At 48.7% G+C, this 19094-nt stretch carries 19 protein-coding genes; all 19 read left to right on the top strand.

All coding sequences use genetic code 11. The features are described 5' to 3' along the window. The first annotated feature begins 105 nt into the window (after nt 1-105). The 19 genes from NDQ72_13540 to NDQ72_13450 all read left to right on the top strand — a co-directional run bounded on the left by NDQ72_13540 (nt 106) and on the right by NDQ72_13450 (nt 18689). Nucleotides 106-1191 (top strand): porin, encoded by a 1086-nt coding sequence (locus tag NDQ72_13540; GenBank protein ID WKD27083.1) that lies wholly within the window; start codon nt 106-108, stop codon nt 1189-1191. Between the two features lie 503 nt (nt 1192-1694). Next, nucleotides 1695-2465, top strand: coding sequence for a lipopolysaccharide biosynthesis protein (locus NDQ72_13535; protein WKD27082.1), 771 nt, complete (start codon nt 1695-1697; stop codon nt 2463-2465). Nucleotides 2466-2467: 2 nt separating this feature from the next. Next, complete coding sequence (locus NDQ72_13530; GenBank protein WKD27081.1) at nt 2468-3697, top strand: O-antigen ligase family protein; 1230 nt, start codon at nt 2468-2470, stop codon at nt 3695-3697. 2 nt (nt 3698-3699) lie between these two features. Beyond that, nucleotides 3700-4161 (top strand): UDP-N-acetylglucosamine transferase subunit ALG14, encoded by a 462-nt coding sequence (locus tag NDQ72_13525; protein ID WKD27080.1) that lies wholly within the window; start codon nt 3700-3702, stop codon nt 4159-4161. Further along, a complete protein-coding gene (locus tag NDQ72_13520) occupies nt 4158-4670 on the top strand; it encodes a glycosyl transferase family 28 (protein WKD27079.1) in 513 nt (170 codons plus the stop codon). Before NDQ72_13525 ends, NDQ72_13520 begins: the two co-directional genes overlap by 4 nt. Then, nucleotides 4667-5791 (top strand): glycosyltransferase family 4 protein, encoded by a 1125-nt coding sequence (locus tag NDQ72_13515; protein WKD27078.1) that lies wholly within the window; start codon nt 4667-4669, stop codon nt 5789-5791. The genes NDQ72_13520 and NDQ72_13515 overlap by 4 nt, the downstream gene beginning before the upstream one ends. Before the next feature lie 5 nt (nt 5792-5796). Continuing rightward, a complete protein-coding gene (locus NDQ72_13510; GenBank protein WKD27077.1) occupies nt 5797-7182 on the top strand; it encodes an undecaprenyl-phosphate glucose phosphotransferase in 1386 nt (461 codons plus the stop codon). 129 nt (nt 7183-7311) lie between these two features. Further along, nucleotides 7312-8583 carry an O-antigen ligase family protein gene (locus NDQ72_13505; protein ID WKD27076.1) on the top strand — a complete coding sequence of 424 codons (1272 nt, stop codon included), beginning with the start codon at nt 7312-7314 and terminating at the stop codon, nt 8581-8583. 261 nt (nt 8584-8844) lie between these two features. Further along, nucleotides 8845-9267, top strand: a complete 423-nt coding sequence (locus NDQ72_13500; protein ID WKD27075.1) for a hypothetical protein — start codon at nt 8845-8847, stop codon at nt 9265-9267. A gap of 2 nt (nt 9268-9269) precedes the next feature. Beyond that, nucleotides 9270-10994, top strand: a complete 1725-nt coding sequence (locus tag NDQ72_13495; protein WKD27074.1) for a polysaccharide export protein — start codon at nt 9270-9272, stop codon at nt 10992-10994. 135 nt (nt 10995-11129) lie between these two features. After that, complete coding sequence (locus NDQ72_13490) at nt 11130-11939, top strand: ABC transporter permease (GenBank protein WKD27073.1); 810 nt, start codon at nt 11130-11132, stop codon at nt 11937-11939. 3 nt (nt 11940-11942) lie between these two features. Then, nucleotides 11943-13040, top strand: a complete 1098-nt coding sequence (locus tag NDQ72_13485; protein WKD27072.1) for a chain-length determining protein — start codon at nt 11943-11945, stop codon at nt 13038-13040. Nucleotides 13041-13129: 89 nt separating this feature from the next. Beyond that, the gene (locus NDQ72_13480) at nt 13130-14539 is read left to right on the top strand and encodes an MBL fold metallo-hydrolase (protein WKD27071.1); all 1410 of its coding nucleotides are present in this window, start codon (nt 13130-13132) and stop codon (nt 14537-14539) included. Nucleotides 14540-14562: 23 nt separating this feature from the next. Next, nucleotides 14563-14880, top strand: coding sequence for a DUF4258 domain-containing protein (locus NDQ72_13475; protein ID WKD27070.1), 318 nt, complete (start codon nt 14563-14565; stop codon nt 14878-14880). 5 nt (nt 14881-14885) lie between these two features. Continuing rightward, a complete protein-coding gene (locus tag NDQ72_13470) occupies nt 14886-15077 on the top strand; it encodes a DUF2283 domain-containing protein (GenBank protein WKD27069.1) in 192 nt (63 codons plus the stop codon). Between the two features lie 110 nt (nt 15078-15187). Beyond that, complete coding sequence (locus tag NDQ72_13465; protein ID WKD27068.1) at nt 15188-16357, top strand: nucleotide sugar dehydrogenase; 1170 nt, start codon at nt 15188-15190, stop codon at nt 16355-16357. A 71-nt stretch (nt 16358-16428) separates the two neighbouring features. Beyond that, nucleotides 16429-17490, top strand: a complete 1062-nt coding sequence (rfbB, locus tag NDQ72_13460; GenBank protein WKD27067.1) for a dTDP-glucose 4,6-dehydratase — start codon at nt 16429-16431, stop codon at nt 17488-17490. After that, the gene (gene rfbD, locus NDQ72_13455; protein WKD27066.1) at nt 17487-18380 is read left to right on the top strand and encodes a dTDP-4-dehydrorhamnose reductase; all 894 of its coding nucleotides are present in this window, start codon (nt 17487-17489) and stop codon (nt 18378-18380) included. Before rfbB ends, rfbD begins: the two co-directional genes overlap by 4 nt. Nucleotides 18381-18425: 45 nt before the next feature. After that, nucleotides 18426-18689 carry a GIY-YIG nuclease family protein gene (locus NDQ72_13450; GenBank protein ID WKD27065.1) on the top strand — a complete coding sequence of 88 codons (264 nt, stop codon included), beginning with the start codon at nt 18426-18428 and terminating at the stop codon, nt 18687-18689. The last annotated feature ends 405 nt before the right edge of the window (nt 18690-19094 follow it).

Raw genomic sequence — 19094 nt, 5'->3', positions numbered from 1 at the left:
AAACCGGAGGATGGCATAAAGAGCATGGCCCGCAAGCCAGCTGCAGACTTCACAATAAGTTTGCGGTAACGATCGAAACAGTAAGCTAGTTAAGGAACCTACATCATGAAAAAGACACTTTTAGCGACTGCTATCATTGGCGCCCTAGGTGCCTCTGCTGCCGCTCAAGCAGCTACCGTTTATGACCAAGATGGTACCAAGCTCGACGTCTATGGCCGTATCGCCATGGGTATCGCTGGCGGCGGTCCCGAGTACCGTGCTTCAACAGCAGAAGAGCGTGCAAATGGCGCTGGTAAGAATGTTTCATTAGATAACAGCGCAGAATTTGTTGACGTCTATTCTCGTCTTGGCCTGCGCATGAGCCACGAAGTTAACTCTGACCTGACCGCTTTCGGTCGTCTAGAGTGGCGCTTCAAGGGCGACGAGCGTTACACCGAGTCTGGTTTCACTGAAGTTCGTCAAAGCTACCTGGGCGTACAGAGCAAGCAGTACGGTACCTTCCAGGCTGGTAACTTCGACGCCTTCTACAACCAATTCGTCTCCCTGCCGTTCGACTGGGAAATTGATCGTGGTTTAGAGTTCTCTGGTCACACCAAGCAGTCACGTGGCGACTCTATCGGTTACTACACGCCTGATCTTCAAGGCTGGACTGCCTTCCTGCAGCTGAAACACTACAGCACGCGTGGCCAGGTTGAGACTGGTAACAACGATCCTGACAGCGTAATTGCTGCACAAGGTGGTGTACGCTATGAGCAAGGCCCGGTCACTGTAGGTCTGGGTTTTGTTGACGACGTAGTACGTGGCGGCGGCAATGGCGAAATCATGGGCGGTTTGATCGGTTCTTACGCCATTAACGACCAGCTATCTGTTCGTTTAGGCTATGAAGGTCGTGAAAACAGCGATACGCGTGGCGGCGGCTACGACACCGTAGGTCTGGGTGGTACTTACACCACTGGTCCTTGGGCATTCGCTGCAGATATCTACAATGTAGATCCTGATGGTCAAGACGATGACCGTACTGCTTGGGCTCTGGGTACTTACTACAAAGTTTCCAGCAACTTCGACGTATTCGTTGAGTTGAACCAAGCTGACCAGCAGTCAGTCAACGTTACTCTTGACGGCCTTGACTCTGAAGTCAACTCTGATGGCGACGACGTATACTACCTGACAGGCGCGCGTTACCACTTCTAAGCTTGGCTCTATCGCCATGCTTAGCAGGTAACCCCTGTAAGTAGAAATAGAACCGGCCTCATCGCGAGGCCGGTTTTTTTATGGTCTCAATATGTAATGCTGAAAGAGTCTCTGTATCCGACGCTAGGTTTAAAATCTGCGCTACAGGATAGATCGCTTTGATGGGACACTATCCTGAAAGTATTAAAATTTTGAGGTCGCGACTAAGCGTATTGTGGGCCAAAATGAAGAGAGTTTGAGGAAGCCTTGGCTACGTTTAGTTACATGGCCGCTGGTAAGTGGGTATGATGGTACTGGGAATTAGCAGCGCTTTTTATTATGGGAAAAAGAGAGTGTGTAAGCAGAATGCTGTCATTATCGATCACGGCTATTCAGCGTAATGGTAAAAAGAGTCTAGAGAATGTCTGTGCTTAGTCAGTTAATGTTGATAATTAATAATTAGAAATAATGACCGTTATACGTAAGTTATGCTTAAAATTCCAATGAGGGGCAAGAGTAAGTGTATGGATAGCGAAGATATGTATAAAGCAAGTGACGTAACACTGGTTGACTTTGTGGTGCTCTTGCTCAGGCAGTGGAGGGTGATGCTGAGCTGTATCATGATGGTACTGGCGATTACCATGCTAGTTGTTTTTTTAAAGCCAGTTAAGTATGAATTTACAACAATGTATAGTATCGCTTCCTATGAAACGGTTGAAGGCGTGAAGCGAGGGTTGGAGACGCCGGAGGAAGTTATTGCAAAAATTAATAATGTTTTTTTAGAGCAGCAGCAACGCAATATATTGTCAGATAGTAGTGTTTCAGAACTGCCTTTTGAAGTCAATATTAATAATCCGCGGAATACTCTTCTGCTAAAAGTGACCAGTGCATCGGAGGAGAAGTTTCAACCGCTTATAGAGCGCTTTCATGATGGCCTTGTTCAAACAATAGAAGATGATCAAAGCAATTTTGTTGATATGCTTAAAAATAATCTTCAATATCAATTTGAAGCGTATTCAGAAGCATTAGAGGCTGCTCGCACCAGCAATAGTGAAACGGTTGGTGAGCTTGAGGCCGCCTATTTTGAAAAGGTATTTTTACTAGAGCGCCGTATCGACAGTATTAATGAAGGCGAGGCATCCCAGCTTGCGGTGAGAAGCTTGGAGCCAGTTGGGTTGGGAAGAGGCTTCATTGTTGCAGTAGGCTTGTTACTGGCGTTTCTGTTCGCACCCATTGCTGCGGTAATGAGTATTTTTGCGACAAGAGTGCGCGTTGCCTATCGGCGTGGCGATTAGTCATGGATGTAAAGGTTAAGACTTGCCTTGATATCACACTGTTGATGTTTCTGGTGTTATGGCCAGCAGTAGATACCTTGAATGGCTACTTCTATTATCAGGAGGCGGCAATACCAAGTATATCTGCTCCCTATAAAGCCTTAGGCTTCATAGGTATTGTGCTCATGTTGCTGGTGTACCACCCTTGGCGTTTTTTTCGGCTACTGATTATGATCGCGTTGGTAGTAGTTAGCATTTGTTATCAAATGATTGTCTATGGTGCGGTGACGGAAAGTATTACCTGGGCTGTAAGAGGGCTTTTAACACTTGCTCTACTGTTTTATCTAATAGGTGAAAGTGCTAAAGGCGGCTTTTGGAGTAGAAGAAAGATAGCTTCATTAATGCTTCTATACTTTGTTGCTATGGCGGCGAATGTTGCTCTAGGTATTTTTGGCATTGGAGAGTCTCAGTACGCTGGTGGAATAGGCGGTAAGGGTTTTATTATTGCTGGTAACGAAATGAGCTATTTAATGCTCGCTTCCGCAAGCATCGTTCTTTTTTATATCGCTGAAAATAGAAACGTTTGGGTGCTTTCCGGAGTGTTTCTGGTGCTGCTGTTTTTTTTCTTAATGAAGGCCACTAAGGTCGCCATGATTGGAATCTGTCTTGCCTATTTGTGTGCTTTGATCCGCGGTGGCTACTTCAATGTAAAGCGTATTCCTGTTATCTATATATTGGGTCTTGTTGGTACGCTTGTTATGTTGATGCTGGGCTATCAATTTATTCAAGCAACTGGCTTGCTTGATAGAATTTTATATCTTTATAGTCTTCACGGCGGTATCTGGGGGGCGTTACTTAGTGGGCGGACTACCTTTGTGCATGCCGCATATAGCAGCGTTATTGTGAATTTTAGTTTTTTGGACGTCCTGTTAGGCGTGGGTGTTGACAAGCTGCGCGCTGCAACTGGTTCCATTGTGGAAATTGATGTTATTGATGTATGGGTCGCTTTCGGCGTCGTTGGGCCTATACTATTTTATTTCCCCTGGTTATTAGGCACTGGTTACGCGATAAGCATTTTCAAGCGCCATGCAAATAGTAGTATATGTTTTTTACTGCTCATAGGCGTGATGGTTGGAGTAAGTCTTACAGCAGGTCATGTTGTTAATTCTGGAATTGCATCAAGCGCTACAGCGTTATTGATAGCCTATCTATACATGCTGAGAATAGAATTACTGGAAGCTAGGGGCGTTTAAACATGAAAATTTTAATGGTAGCTTCTTTTGGTGGCCATTTTGTTCAGCTAAAGCGATTGTATCAGCAAATTAAAAAAACATCTGATTGTAGCGGTGTTGAATTTATGTTTGGCGTAAGTGAGCCAAATGTCACCATTAATAGTTGTATTGTTTACGAAATTACTAATATTCATCGCGAAAGTGGTATAAAGAAACTGCTTAAAGTTGCTCGAGAGGTGTTTGGCGTGATAAAAAAATCGCGCCCAGATGTTGTCATATCAACGGGTGCTTTACCGGGGCTTCTGTTTTGTGTTATCGGGAAGGTGCTCGGTAAAAAAGTGATTTGGGTAGATAGTATGGCAAATTATCAAACCTTATCGTTTTCAGGGAAAATAGCTAAACTATTCTGCGATGTATGTTTAACACAATGGGAGCACTTGGCAGAGCAGGATAAGCGCCTTTCTTTCTGGGGAAAAGTTTTATGATCTTTATTACGGTAGGTACACAGCTGCCTTTTGACCGTATGTTAACCTATATTGCACAATGGTTAGAAAAGTCAGGGTATACAGGGAATGTGGTGGCTCAAGTAGGGGAAGAGAGTCATTTTGAAAGCGATAGCATGGTTATTTATAAAACATTGTCAAGCGATCAATATTACCAATTGTTTTCCCAAGCGGAAGTTGTCGTTTCTCACGCAGGTATGGGAAGCATTCTATCATGCCTAGATAACCAAAAAAGAGGCGTGTTTCTGCCGCGAGAGCTTGCGTATTCTGAACACCGAAATGACCATCAGCTAGATACCGCCAATGCGTTTGCTAATCAATACCCTTCACTAACATTTTGCTTTGACAGAAATGCTTTTCACGCAGCGTTAGATACCTGTGTGGCCCAGGCTGCTAATGGCATTCCCATCGCGGCTGTCGACAACGCTAGCGACAACACTCTAGGGCGACGTATTGGTGCTTACTTGGGGTTAGGGAGTGTTAACGAATGAAACGGCTATTGTTATGGACTAACATGTACCCGACAAACTGTGCACCATTTTATGGTACATTCGTACGCTCTACTGAGCGTGCATGGAAGCAGGTTATCGGTGAGAACAATGTGATGCTGGTTGCGATTAGAAAAAAGCCAACTGGTAAGTTGTCTAAAGTAATGCTTTATGCGGATTTAATAATCCGTTGTGTTTTCTCGGTTTTTTCGCAGCCTAAGAGTGCAATGTTAGAAATTCACTATCCAGTATATTTTCTGCCAGTGCTTTTTTTAAGTAAGCTGCTGGGTAAGAAGAGATATACAGTGTTGCGTTTTCATGGTTCTGATCTCAAAAAAATAACAGGGTCACGTTTTTTTACAGCCCTATTTAATGCTATTAAAGAAGATGTTGACCTTTACGTTGTTCCTTCTGATTACTATCGGGAAAAAGTAAGTGATGAACTGAAGCTTCCTATCGAAAAAGTGATAAAGGTGTTTCCTGACTGTGTCGGAGAGGAGTTCTTCGCCAGAGGAGATGTTGATAAACAAGAACTGCAGAATGATGGTGATACCTTTAGTATTGGGTTTGTATCTCGGCTAGAGACGGTGAAAAACTGTCACGAGCTAATTGAAGCCTTTTCAAAGCTGGGTATACCTGGCGCCAAATTGACTATCGTGGGCGATGGTTCACAGCGATCAGCCTTAGAAGCTCTTGCCGAGCGATTGGGTGTTGCAGAAGAAGTGGAATTTAAGGGTGCGTTAGCCCGGGAACAGCTCCCAGCTATCATGGCCACGTTTGACGTGTTCGTGTTTCCTTCGGTGTCGGAGACAGAAAGTTTTGGTTTAGTTGCATTGGAAGCGCTCGCTTGTGGTACGCCGGTAATTGCCAACCATCAACTGAAAGCAGCCAGCGAGTACCTAGATAATAATAGGAATGGCTATTTTTATAGCGATGAAGCTGAAGGGCTGTCTCGGGCGCTTAAAAGTTACTACGCGATGTCTCCAGTTGCCAAAGCAGATATGTCGGAAGAAGCCAAAAAGGTGCGACAGAAGTTTAGCTTTCACAATGTCTTTAGCTTAGGTGTTGAAAGTATTCTGAGCAGGCAGCAGGCTGACCACCAACAAGCCAGTAGCAAAGGATGACAACAATGGGTAATCCTAAAACAATGACGTTTTCGGAGCGTTACCCGCCGCAGGTGGTCTTTCCGTTTTTTGATGTGTTCTCTATTTTCGTTGGCGGGTGGCTGGCACACTTCATGCGCTTTGGCTCATTCCAGCTTCACGAACGATATGTGTTGGCGCTAATCTGCATCGCTTTATTAGTGCTAGTAATCAACAGCATGTCAGAGAGCTATAAACGTTGGCGTATCACGCCCATCTATCACATGTTGGCAAAGCTCTCGTTGGTCTGGTTAGTCGTTGGAATTACCGCCGCATCGCTTATCTATTTTGCTCACGCCGCAGAGCGTTACTCACGGCTTTGGATAGGATTAACGCTGATGGCATCGTTTCTAATGGCGGGAGGGGCGCGGTTGTTGGTCCAGTTAGGGCTGCGGCATGTGCGTTTACGAGGTGGCGCACGTCGGCCAGTATTTCTAATCGGTCCAAGTCAAAACGTACTTGATGTTGCCAAGGGGATTCGCAGTGCCTCCTGGGAAGGCCACACGATTGCCGGTGTTGAGCGTATTAAAGCGCCACTAAACAATGCCTGCATAGATCGCATCGCGCGACGTATCAATGAATCTAATGCTCGGGAAGTGTGGATCTGCGTACCTTTTGAGATGGGTGAGGTAGTGCGGGCGTTATTTTACGCGCTGCGTAACCACACTGCAGAAGTACGTTTTATTCCCGCTTTTCAAGATATGCACCTGCTGAATCATCGCATGTCGGAAGTGGCAGGCCATTACGCGATAGACTTAAGCGTTTCCCCAATGAGCGGCATGTCACGTTTTATTAAACGTTCTGAAGATATTGTGATCGGGGCGCTAATTTCTCTGCTTATATTGCCGGTATGTGCGGCGATTGCGTTAGCCATTAAGTTCACATCACCAGGGCCAGTGCTTTTTAAGCAGTACCGGGAAGGCTCCAATGGGCGGCACTTTAAAGTCTATAAATTCCGCTCCATGCACGTGCACAATGAAAATGATGGGCAAGTTACCCAAGCAAAGAAAAATGATAGCCGCATTACAACGATCGGTGCGTTCTTAAGGCGTACATCGTTAGATGAGTTACCGCAGTTTTTTAATGTACTGCAGGGGAGAATGTCGATAGTGGGGCCGCGCCCTCACGCATTGGCTCATAACGAGCAGTATAAAGAGCTGGTGGAATCTTATATGCGACGCCATAAGGTAAAGCCGGGAATTACTGGCTGGGCGCAAGTCAACGGATTGCGCGGGGAGACTGACACTCTGCAAAAAATGCAGAGGCGCGTTGAGTATGATCTTTGGTATATCGATAACTGGTCTTTATGGCTGGATCTAAAGATTATTGTAATGACTATTTTTAAAGGTTTTATCAATAAAAACGCCTATTAATAGAATGATATCGAAGCGCGTTTTCAAGGTGTCGGTTGGCTCGACAGTATAAGCCCTGTAATAATGTAAATCTGTGTGAAGGCTTATAGCTTTTGCGAGTGTTCAACAGTCATCAGGAACCTTGCTTTGATGGTGTCTCAAAATTTGCCTGCAAACGGCTCACGATACGCGCCACACTGGTTAACTAGTGTGGCGATTTTTCTGTTAGGCGCCTTGGCGCTGGTGATTCCCAGTGGCTACTCGCTGGGGGCGGTGGTGCTGTTTTTGGCGGGCGTTGGTCTTTTGATAATGAGGCGCTTGCCGCAGCTCACTGTCCAGGATCGATGGGTCATCGCCACTTTAGTGGCCTATGCACTTGTTAGTCTTGCTGAAGCCTGGTGGGATGCACAAGGTAGCCGGGGGATCGATAAACCCATCCGCTTTATACTCGCCGTGCCTGCTATGTGGTGGGTGATTGCCTACCCCCCTAAACTCGCTTTTTTGTGGGGGGGCATTGCCGTTGGGGCGATATCCGCTGGTAGTTGGGCTGGGTGGCAAAAACTAGTTGAAGGCGTCGCTCGAGCGGGTGGTCACACCCACGTTATCCAATTCGGCAACCTAAGTATGTTACTCGGGGTGCTTTGTTTGGCGGGGCTTGGATGGGCCGCTGTTCAGCGACAGCGCAACGTGTGGGTGGCTTTCATGCTGCTGGGGGCGATGGGCGGCATACTGGGCTCGCTATTTTCAGGCAGTCGAGGGGGGTGGGTAGGCTTTCCTATCGTATTGCTGGTGCTATATCGCGCTTATGGGGCGGGGTTCTCACCAAAGCTAAAAGTCGCGGCTATTAGTGCGGTATTAATTGGTGGTGTTGCCGTCTACGCGGTTCCTCAGCTTGGTGTGCAAAGCCGCGTCCATCAAGCGTTTAATGATGTCAGTTTGTATATCTCTGGTGAGAGCCGTTCCACCTCGGTGGGTTCTAGGTTTGAAATGTGGCGTGGGGCAACGCTGTTAATTCAAGAGAAGCCGTTAATAGGCTGGGGAAGTAATGGTTACGAGCAGGCGATGGCAGCACTGGGAGAAGAAGGCGTGATTGACCAAGAGGCCGCTTCGTACGGCCACGCACACAATGAATTTATAGATGCTTTTGCCAAGCGCGGTTTGATTGGCTTGTTTGTTTTATTAGCGCTCTACATCATTCCAATGCGCTTGTTCGCCAGGCAGATAGGCGCCGACAACTTGGCAATTCGGTCTATTGCTACCGCAGGCGTGCTGCTCCCAGTCACTTATATCGACTTTGGCCTGTCTCAAGCGTTCTTAACTCATAACAGCGGTGTGATGATGTATGCTTTTTTACTAGCCTCGTTTTGGGGTGTCTATGCAAATCTTACGAGAGAAGCAAGTCATACCAAGTCCCAAAGTTAACTTTTAAGTCGTTGATCCCGTAACAAAAAAAGCCAGTTCTTACAGATCTGGCTTTTTTTATGTGTTTCATGGGTAATGTAGCAAAATTTAATGAATTAACTGTATAAGGTTTGTCAATGTAGAGCCTCGCCAGTTAATCCCTTACAATGGCACCGCTTTGATAGCACAGGTTAACCACTTTTTAAGCCGCACAGCGTAGGGCAAGGGAATACGCCCGTTAGAATCCCTGGGCGGTAGCGTGCCTTTTTACTGGAAAATATCATGTCAAATAGCCCATTTTCTCTAACGCGGCCAGCTCGCATGCTGCTGGCAGCGTTAAGCGTTGCCGTAGTAAGCGGCTGCGCTACCTATCCCAACAGCACACAACAGCAAGCGCAGTATGTGCTGAATACCGACTCAGCCAAATTGCTGAGTGACGACAACCTCAATGGCTTTTTATCTCAAGCACCTGCTGGGGCAGTTATGAACCTGGCGCGCAGCCCTTGGGGTGATAACGTCGAAATCGTTGCAGACGCCCCTTACCTCGCGGCCAGTGGTAGAGCGTGTCGACAGCTGCAGGTAGTAGAATCAGGAAGTGGCGCTGCACGCATCGCGCTCACCTGTGAGACCCCCAATGGCTGGGTTAATCAGCGAGTGTTGAGTCAAAGCACTTCCGCGACATCCACTGCAGCACAAGGGCGCTAATAATGAACACTATTCGTCTCCTTAAACAGTTTTCGTTTAAACGCCCTCTTGCCGTTGTCTCTTTGGTCATTATGAGTAGTGCCGTCAGCACGACGGGCTGGGCACAAAGCATTAGTTTGCCCAATACTATTTTGCCGGAAGAGCAAACCCGCGAGCAGCAAGAGCAGGTAGATGATACGCCCCGCGCCGATTGGCGTAGCGGCACTTACGGCCCGGTTAGCGCTCCGCCGCAAAACCCCGATGCGCTACCGCCATTCGGGGCTAACCTGTTTAGCGGTGGATTTCGTGGCGCGATGGGCGATGGCCTGAATGCTGACTATCAAGTAAAGCCCGGTGATCAAATTACCGTGCGCGCCTGGGGGGCATTTGAATTTGATCGCGTGCTACCGGTGGATGCCCAAGGCAATATCTTTATTCCTGGCTCAGGGCCATTAAATGTAGAGGGCCAAAATAGCCAGCAAGTAGATAGCAGCGTGCGCGGTGCCATTACGTCGGTTTACCCAGAAAACGTACAGGTCTATACCAACGTACAAGGTGTTCAGCCCGTTGCTGTTTTCGTGACCGGCTACGTTGAAAATCCTGGTCGTTTCGCAGGCACGCCGAACGATTCTGTACTCTATTTCCTCGATCAAGCAGGTGGCATCGATCAAGACCTTGGCAGTTACCGGCAAATTCGCGTGATGCGTAATGATCGTACGGTTGCCACGGTCGACCTCTACGACTTCCTTATCAATGGCTCTATTGCCCGTCCGCAGTTTCAAGATGGCGACACCATCGTGGTCGAAGAGCGCGGCCCCGCGATTGCGGTGGGAGGCGATGTACACCGTGAGCACCGTTATGAATTGCTGGGCAACCAATTAAGCGGTGCCGAGTTAGTTAATTTGGCGCGCTTGAGAAGTGGTGTTTCCCATGTGCTGCTACGCGGTAACCGGGAGGATGGCCCCATTGCTCAATACTTCCCCATTGATATGTTCTACGGTCAAACCATCCGTAGTGGCGATGAAGTTTTGTTCAGCGCTGACAAGCGCAGTGAAACGATCGTGGTGGAAATAGAAGGTAGCTACTACGGACCCTCACGTTACGCGTTACCTCGTGATGCCCGCTTAAGCGAACTGCTAGATGCCATTCCTGTGCCGGAAAACATGACCGCCGTGGAAAGCATTTCACTACAGCGTGAAAGCGTTAGGGAGCAGCAACAGCAATCCATGGAAGACAGCTTACGCCGCTTAGAAACTACCTACCTCGGCGCCGAATCCAGCACAAATGAAGAAGCGAAAATTCGCGCCCAAGAGGCCGAGCTTATCCAAAACTTCATTGAACGTGCCCGTGAGTTAGAGCCCAGTGGCCGTTTAGTGGTCTCCTACAACGACCAAATTTCCGATATCCGTTTGCAGGACGGCGACATCATTACCATTCCTGAGTTGAGCGATTCGATGCTCATTAGCGGTGAAGTGCTTGTGCCCCAAGCAGCTGTTTATCGCCCTGGCATGAATGTGATTGACTACATCGAAAGCGCTGGAGGCCTCACCAACCGCGCCGATGAAGACCACATACTAGTGGTCCGCCAGAACGGCGCGGTAGAAAATGCCCGCAACGTTAACCTGCGCCCAGGCGATGAAATTCTGGTCATGCCCGCTGCACCTACCCACAACCTGCAGCTAGCTTCTACGCTCACGCAGATATTGTTCCAAATTGCTGTCGCCACTCGCGTTGCAGTTGATCTGTAACGGCTCTAGCTACAGACGACACGGAAAGCACGGATAAAACCAAATGCTATTCTTTTGACTTTGTCCGTGTTTTCAGTGAGTGTCCGTGGCAAATTAAAAGCCGCATAACTTATTTCACTTTCAAAAAGTAGAGCTATGGCAAATGTAAAAGGCGCGCCGAAGGGTGCCCGTACGCCTTGGCAAGTTACCCGCAGCGTTTGGTATGCCATGTTCATGCGGGAAGCACTTTCCCGCACGATGGCCGACCGTATGGGCTGGTTCTGGATGATTTTCGAACCAGTGGCGTTTGTCGGCATTATGGTATCCGTACGTAGCTTTATCCGCGGTGGTAAGTTAGTCGTAAATGCCGAGTTTATTCCTTGGTTAATCGCCGGCCTTATGGGGTTTATGCTGGTACGAGAGGGCATGCTACGCGGGATGGGGGCAATAGAAGGTAACAGTTCGCTGTTTGCCTACCGCCAAGTACAGCCAGTAGACCCCGTGATTGTCCGCAATTTTCTTGAGGGTGCGCTACGTAGTTTAGTGTTTCTGATCTTTATTGCTGGCGGGCTGCTACTGGGATTGGATATGTATCCCGACAACGCCGTGCGCGTCATGGCTGCTTGGCTATCATTGTGGAGCCTAGGGCTAGGCTTGGGGCTTTTGACATCCGTTGCCGCAACCTTGGTGCCTGAAGTGGGCAAAGTGATTCGAATGCTCTCATTACCGCTCATGATCGTATCTGGGGTTATTATTCCCTTGAATAGTTTGCCTCACTGGTTACTCGAATATCTGATGTTGAACCCCATTCCCCATGGACTAGAAGTGCTCCGGTTAGGCTTCTTTGAGAACTATCAGGTGGTTCACGGTACCAGCATGCTTTATTTCTGGTTATTTACTCTCACCACCATATCGCTAGGCCTTCTAATGCACCTGCGCTTTGTTGATAAGTTAAAGGCAAAATAATTCATGCAAGCTTCCCTACGCCGATTCGTAAAAACATCGCCTCACTGGGCAGTAGCATTTGTTGCTATTCTGCTTGTGTCTTTTTATTGGTTTGTCTGGGCAGAAGAGCGCTATGTGTCCCGTGCTACGGTAGTGCTAGAAAGCCCACAAGTCGCCACACCTGAATTCAGCCTTTCTTCGCTTATGAGTGGTGGCGGTGGTAATACCCATGATCTTCTGTTGCTGCGTGAGCATTTGCTTTCAGTCGATATGCTACGTTTATTGGATGAACAGCTCGATATTCGCCAGCACTACAGCGAACACGGCGATATTTTTGCCAAGTTACGCGACCCTAATGTCCCCATTGAAGACTTGCACAAATATTACCTACGCCGGGTAGAAGTAGAACTGGATGAGTATGCTGGTGTTCTAAATATTCACGTCCAAGGTTACACACCCGAATTTGCTCATGATATGGCTGCATTGCTGCTTGAGGCAGGCGAAAACCATATGAATACGATGGGCCATCGCTTAGCCGAAGAGCAGGTTCGCTTTTTAGAGCAGCAGATGATTCGTCTGGAAGATCGTTTTCGTGAGACGCGTACTGAGCTGCTCGAATTTCAAAACGAGTATGGTCTAGTATCGCCCACCTCAACGGTAGAAAGTATCAACCAAGTTGTCGCTACGCTAGAAGGCGACTTAGCCCGTCTGCAAGCGCAACGCAATGCATTGGCAAGCTTCCAAAGCTCGCAGTCAGCCGAGCTGCGCCAAGTCGAACGCAGCATCACCGCATTGCGCGACCAAATCGTTGAGCAGCGGGATCGCCTAGCCCAAGCAACGGGCAACTCGCTCAACCGTGTATCTGCTGAATATGAAACGCTAGAGCTTCAAGCCCAGTTTGCTCAAGAAACCTATTCAAGCGCATTAGCTGCGCTGGAAAATACTCGCTTAGAAGCTGCCCGCCAGCTCAAGCAGGTGAGTGTGCTACAAAGCCCGCTATTCCCAGAATACCCAACCGAACCAAACCGCCTTTATAACAGCAGTGTGTTCGCCATCATCACTATCTTCCTGGCTTTTATTCTCAGCATGATCATGATGATCGTGAAAGACCACAGGGATTGATGAGTGAGAGTGGAAGAGTGAGAAGGGCTTTCATTCCGTGCAAAACATTGGCCTAGTTGTCTTATAACGCCACCGAAAAAGGAATTTCGATGCTAGATATTATTCATCACGGTGGCGCAACAGGCGTAACAGGTAGTTGTCACCAGCTCATTCTCAACAGTAAACACTCACTGTTGGTAGATTGTGGCCTCTTTCAAGGCGAAGATGCACTAGAAGACAGCTTCCAACAGCTGCAAATTGAATTTGATATCAGTACCGTTAAAGCACTGGTTATCACACACGTACATATTGACCACGTGGGGCGGCTGCCTTACTTGCTGGCGGCGGGTTATAAAGGCCCCATTATCTGCTCGGTTCCTTCGGCCATACTGCTACCGCTAGTGATTGAAGACGCTCTAAAGATCGGTTTCACACGTAATGCGGAGCTCATCCAACGTTTCCAGGCTCAGCTCGAATCGCAAATCATCGGTGTGCCCTACGGAAAGTGGCACACCGTGGTAGATGAAAGTAAAGAAGCCAATCAAAGTATCACCACTCGCATCAAGCTGAAGCGGGCAGGGCACATCCTTGGCTCAAGCTATGTTGAAGTGGCCCACCAACATAACGATGGCAGCAAAGAGCGCGTTGTCTTCAGTGGCGATCTCGGTGCACCCTACGCACCTTTGCTACCCGCACCAAAATCGCCCTACAGCTGCGACCAGCTAGTGCTAGAGAGTACCTACGGCGACCGACAGCACGTAGGCCGTCGCACGCGCCGTGCCACGCTTAGAAATGCCATAGAAAAAGCCCTTGGTAACGGCGGTACGGTGATGGTGCCAGCCTTCAGTATAGGCCGTACACAAGAGCTGTTATACGAGCTAGAAGGCATTATTCATGAAGCCAAGCGCAACAAAAACAGCCAGTGGCAGCAGCTAGAGATTATCGTCGACTCCCCCTTGGCAGCGCGCTTTACCCGTGTGTACCGCCAGCTTAAACCCTACTGGGACAAGGAAGCCCAGCGCCGCCTACACAGTGGCCGCCACCCGCTCAACTTCGAAAATCTCTACACCGTAGAAAGCCACGAAGCCCACGAGCAAACTGTCCAATACCTTGCGAAAACCGGCCGTCCGGCAGTTGTCATTGCTGCCAGTGGCATGTGTGCGGGTGGGCGTATCATGAACTACCTAAAAACCATGCTAGGCGATGAGTGCCACCAGGTATTGTTCGTGGGGTATCAAGGCGCAGGCACGCCAGGGCGAGCGATACAGCAATATGGCCCACAGGGCGGTTGGGTGGAAATTGAGGGTCAGCGAATCGATATTCACGCTGGCATTACCACTATTAGCGGCTACTCTGCCCATGCAGACCAAAAAGACCTGCTTAATTTTGTAAAATGTATGCGACGTTGGCCCCACACCATACACCTTGTGCACGGTGAACAAACCGCCAAAACCGCGCTCAAAGATGAACTGGACGCGCTGTATCAGCGCAAAAGCAAACCGCTAAATATCAATACGTAATGCGGTGTAACGAGCCAATGGTATTGCTCGCAGCCCCAGGACTGTTTCGAGTTACACCACCTGATTTGAAAAATGCGCTAGCCTTAACTATGTATAGCCACCGATTTAATTCAGAAATACACATCACTCGTCATGCTAGCGAAAGAATGGCTACTAGAAACATAAATGATGGCGAGTTAATCGAATTGATAGAAGAAGGTACGGTGAAGCATAAAGATGATGTGCGAGTCTGGGTGGCAAAACATTTTGATAATAGGCAAGACAACCTCTTATGTGTTGCAGCCGTCCTGGAAGAAAAAGTTGTAGTGAAAACAGTAATGCATCATTTTGAGTGGGAGTAAAAGTAATGCGTACTACTTACGATGAGGCAGATGATATTTTAGTGCTGCACCTCTCAGAAAAAACGACCGTCAAAGAAGTGTCTCAGGACTGGAATACGCATATTAGCTATGCAGAAGACGGGACAATCACTGAAATCGTTATTTTAGATGCCTCCAAGCAAGGGGCATGGCCGCTTTTAAAAAGTCAAGCTGCCTGAGAAGTCTAACGCCGCACCTATGATTAGCTGCACCCGCAACAGCGGCGCAGCCGCCCCGTAAGGCAAGTGTCGCCATAATAGGCAACCCCAACATCGATAACCGAGAACGCATGAAAAACATTGCTGTAGCAGGTACAGGTTACGTAGGTCTTTCTAACGCTATGCTGCTAGCGCAGAACAACAGTGTCACAGCAGTAGACATCGTTAAAGAAAAAGTAGACAAACTCAACTTAAAGCAATCGCCGATTGAAGACAGCGAAATTAGCCATTTTCTTAATCGCGATGATCTACATTTTACCGCCACGCATGATGCTGAAAGCGCCTATGCCAATGCTGACATTGTCATCATTGCTACGCCTACCGACTACGATCCCATGACCAACACGTTTAATACCCAAAGTGTTGAGGCGGTGATACAGCAAGTTATAAAGGTTAATCCCCATGCGTTAATGGTGATTAAATCAACTGTGCCGGTAGGGTATACCGCGAGCGCTAGCGAAAAATTTAATACTAAGAACCTGATATTCTCGCCAGAGTTTCTGCGTGAAGGCAAAGCGCTTTACGACAACCTTCATCCATCACGAATTATTGTAGGCGAGCGTTCTGAGCGGGCAGAGCAATTTGCCAATATGCTCAAGCAAGGAGCTATCGAAAAAGATGCCCCCATTCTACTAACCAACAGCACAGAAGCAGAAGCGATTAAACTGTTCGCCAACACCTATTTAGCAATGCGAGTTGCCTACTTTAATGAGTTGGATACTTACGCAGAAACGCATGGCTTAGACGCTCGGCAAATCATTGAAGGGGTGGGGTTGGACCCACGAATTGGCAAACACTACAACAACCCAAGCTTTGGCTATGGGGGATATTGTCTCCCCAAAGACACCAAGCAACTGCTTGCCAACTATCAAGACGTACCGAACAATATGATTCAAGCCATTGTGGATGCAAACCGCACCCGCAAAGATTTCATTGCCAAAGCCGTTTTGAAGCGTAACCCCAAAGTAGTGGGCGTTTATCGACTGATCATGAAAGCTGGGTCTGATAACTTCCGAGCCAGTGCTATGCAAGGCGTGATGAAGCGTCTTAAAGCAAGAGGGATCGAAGTCATCGTGTATGAGCCAACGCTTCACGAAGAAGATTTCTATAACTCCCGAGTCATTAATGATCTAGCCGCGTTCAAGCAAGAAGCAGACTTGATTTTAAGTAACCGAATGAACAGTGAGTTAGACGATGTCTCTGAAAAAGTCTACACCCGTGACCTGTTCGGTAATGATTAAGTATTAAGCGTGCTACTCAATTACGATTTGCCGGTATTAGTCATCAGTTCAAGGTCTTTATAAAAGTGCCCATGCAATTTTTAATTACCGGTGGTGCAGGCTTCATCGGCTCTGCCGTTATTCGTGAGTTAATCCATAACACCGGCCACCGTGTCGTGAATGTCGATAAACTCACCTATGCAGGCAACCTAGAATCGCTGGAAAGTATCTCCGACAGCGAACGCTACACGTTTGTGCAAGCAGATATTTGCGATGCCCCTGCGATGCAGCATCTGTTTGAACAGCACCAGCCCGACGTAGTGATGCATCTCGCAGCAGAAAGCCATGTAGATCGTTCTATTGATGGCCCCGCCGCATTTATTCAAACCAACGTGGTTGGTACGGCTGTCTTGCTAGAAGCCGCCCGCGCTTACTGGAAAGACCTGCAGCAGCAAGATGCTGACAAAGCAGAAGCGTTTCGGTTTCATCACATCAGCACTGATGAAGTGTATGGCGACCTAAAAGGCACAGACGATCTTTTCACAGAAGACACTCACTACGCGCCCAGCTCTCCATACTCGGCGAGTAAAGCCAGTTCAGACCATCTGGTGCGCGCTTGGCAACGTACCTACGGCTTGCCCACATTGGTCACCAACTGCTCTAACAACTACGGGCCATACCACTTTCCGGAAAAGCTAATTCCGTTGATGATCCTCAACGCCCTGGCAGGCAAGCCGCTGTCGGTATATGGCGATGGACAGCAAATCCGTGACTGGCTCTATGTAGAAGACCACGCCCGCGCCCTGATCAAAGTCGCCACCGAAGGTGCAATAGGTGATACCTACAATATCGGCGGGCATAATGAAAAAGCCAATCTAACCGTCGTTGAAACGCTGTGTGATCTGTTGCAAGAGCTAGTGCCGCAAGAGAGTTCATACCGTGAGCTGATCACGTTTGTGACTGATCGCCCAGGCCACGACGTACGTTATGCTATTGATGCCAGCAAAATCGAACGCGAGCTCGGCTGGAAGCCAGAAGAAACCTTTGAAACCGGCTTACGCAAAACCGTTAAATGGTATCTCGCCAACGAAACCTGGTGGAAGCGCGTACAAGACGGCAGCTACCAAGGCCAGCGATTGGGTAGTATTTCATGAACATCTTCATCACCGGTGGTAACGGCCAGGCCGGCTTTGAACTCCAGCGACAGTTTGCGCCGTTTGGCACTATCCTGGCCCCAGTGCGCCAAGAACTCGACCTAGCCAACGCCGAAGCCGTCAATGTTTATCTTGAAAAACACCGGCCTGACCTGATTCTCAATGCCGCTGCCTACACAGCTGTTGATAACGCTGAGAGTGAACCAGAGCAGGCGAAACGCCTAAACGCCGAATTGCCCGCGCAACTGGCTGGCTACGCCGCGAAGCAGGGCATTCCCCTGGTGCATTACTCAACGGATTACGTCTACCCAGGCAACGGCGAAACCCCCTGGCAGGAAGATAGCCTCACCGGCCCGCTAAGCGTTTACGGCCAAACCAAGCTGGAAGGGGACAACGCGGTGTCTGAAAGCGGTGCCAGCCACCTGATTTTCCGCACGAGCTGGGTGTACGCTGCCCGTGGCAACAACTTTATGAAAACCATGCTGCGCCTGGGCCGCGAACGGGATGCATTGAGCATCGTTAATGATCAAATCGGCGCGCCTACGCCAGCACGGCTAATCGCTCAAGTCACCGCACAGGCATTCACCACTCAAGGCTCACCACTGACTATTAATATCCCGCCAGGGGTTTATCATCTCGCCCCACGCGGTGAAACCAGCTGGCACGGCTTCGCCAGCGAAATTTTCAACCAGGCGCGTGAAGCAGAGGAAGCACTGGCGATTACGCCTGAAAATACCGTCGGCATCCCCTCGGCAGAATACCCAACGCCCGCCCAACGCCCGCTGAATTCACGCATGGCGCTGGGCAAGCTGGAAAAAGCACTAGGCATCACCATGCCATCCTGGCAAAGCCAGTTGGGGCTGACATTGCGTGAATATCTGGATCAATAGCCCGGTCGTTAACAAGTCATGCAAAAACAGCCTTGCGTATACATAATGGCCAGCGGAAAACGCGGCACACTTTATATCGGTGTGACCAGCGACTTAGTCCAGCGAGCATGGCAGCACAAGCAACACTCATACGACGGTTTCACAGCAAGGTATGTAACCAACCAACTCGTATACTTTGAACAAGCAAGTGATATGGAAGCGGCTATAAAACGCGAGAAGCAACTCAAAAAATGGAACAGAGCGTGGAAAATTCAGTTAATCGAAAACCACAACCCACACTGGAAAGACCTCTACCCTGACATACTTTAGCCTAACTAGCAGAACCACAATGGATTCCCGCTAAAAGCATGCGGGAATGACGGAGCGGCAGGCACGCGGGAATGACAAGGCGGCAGGCACGCGGGAATGACAAGGCGGCGGGCACGCGGGAATGACAAGGCGGCGGGCATGGCGGGAGTGACAGTCAGTAGGCATCATTCCCGACAAACCACACCCACGTCATTCCCGAGCGGGTTTATCGGGAATCCACCTTGACCTTACCCGCTGAGGTCAGAGTACTAAAATCAAACTGGATTCCCGCTAAGGGCACGCGGGAATGACAGAGCGGCAGGCACGCGGGGAGTGACAGTCAGTAGGCATCATTCCCGACAAACCACACCCACGTCATTCCCGAGTGGGGTAATCGGGAATCCACCTTGACCTTACCCACTGAAG

Origin of the sequence: Halomonas sp. KG2, from assembly GCA_030440445.1 — a bacterium.
In the GTDB taxonomy this organism is placed as follows: Bacteria; Pseudomonadota; Gammaproteobacteria; order Pseudomonadales; family Halomonadaceae; genus Vreelandella.
Note: the sequence above shows the minus strand (reverse complement) of the source record. Positions and strands in the feature narration are given on the sequence as shown.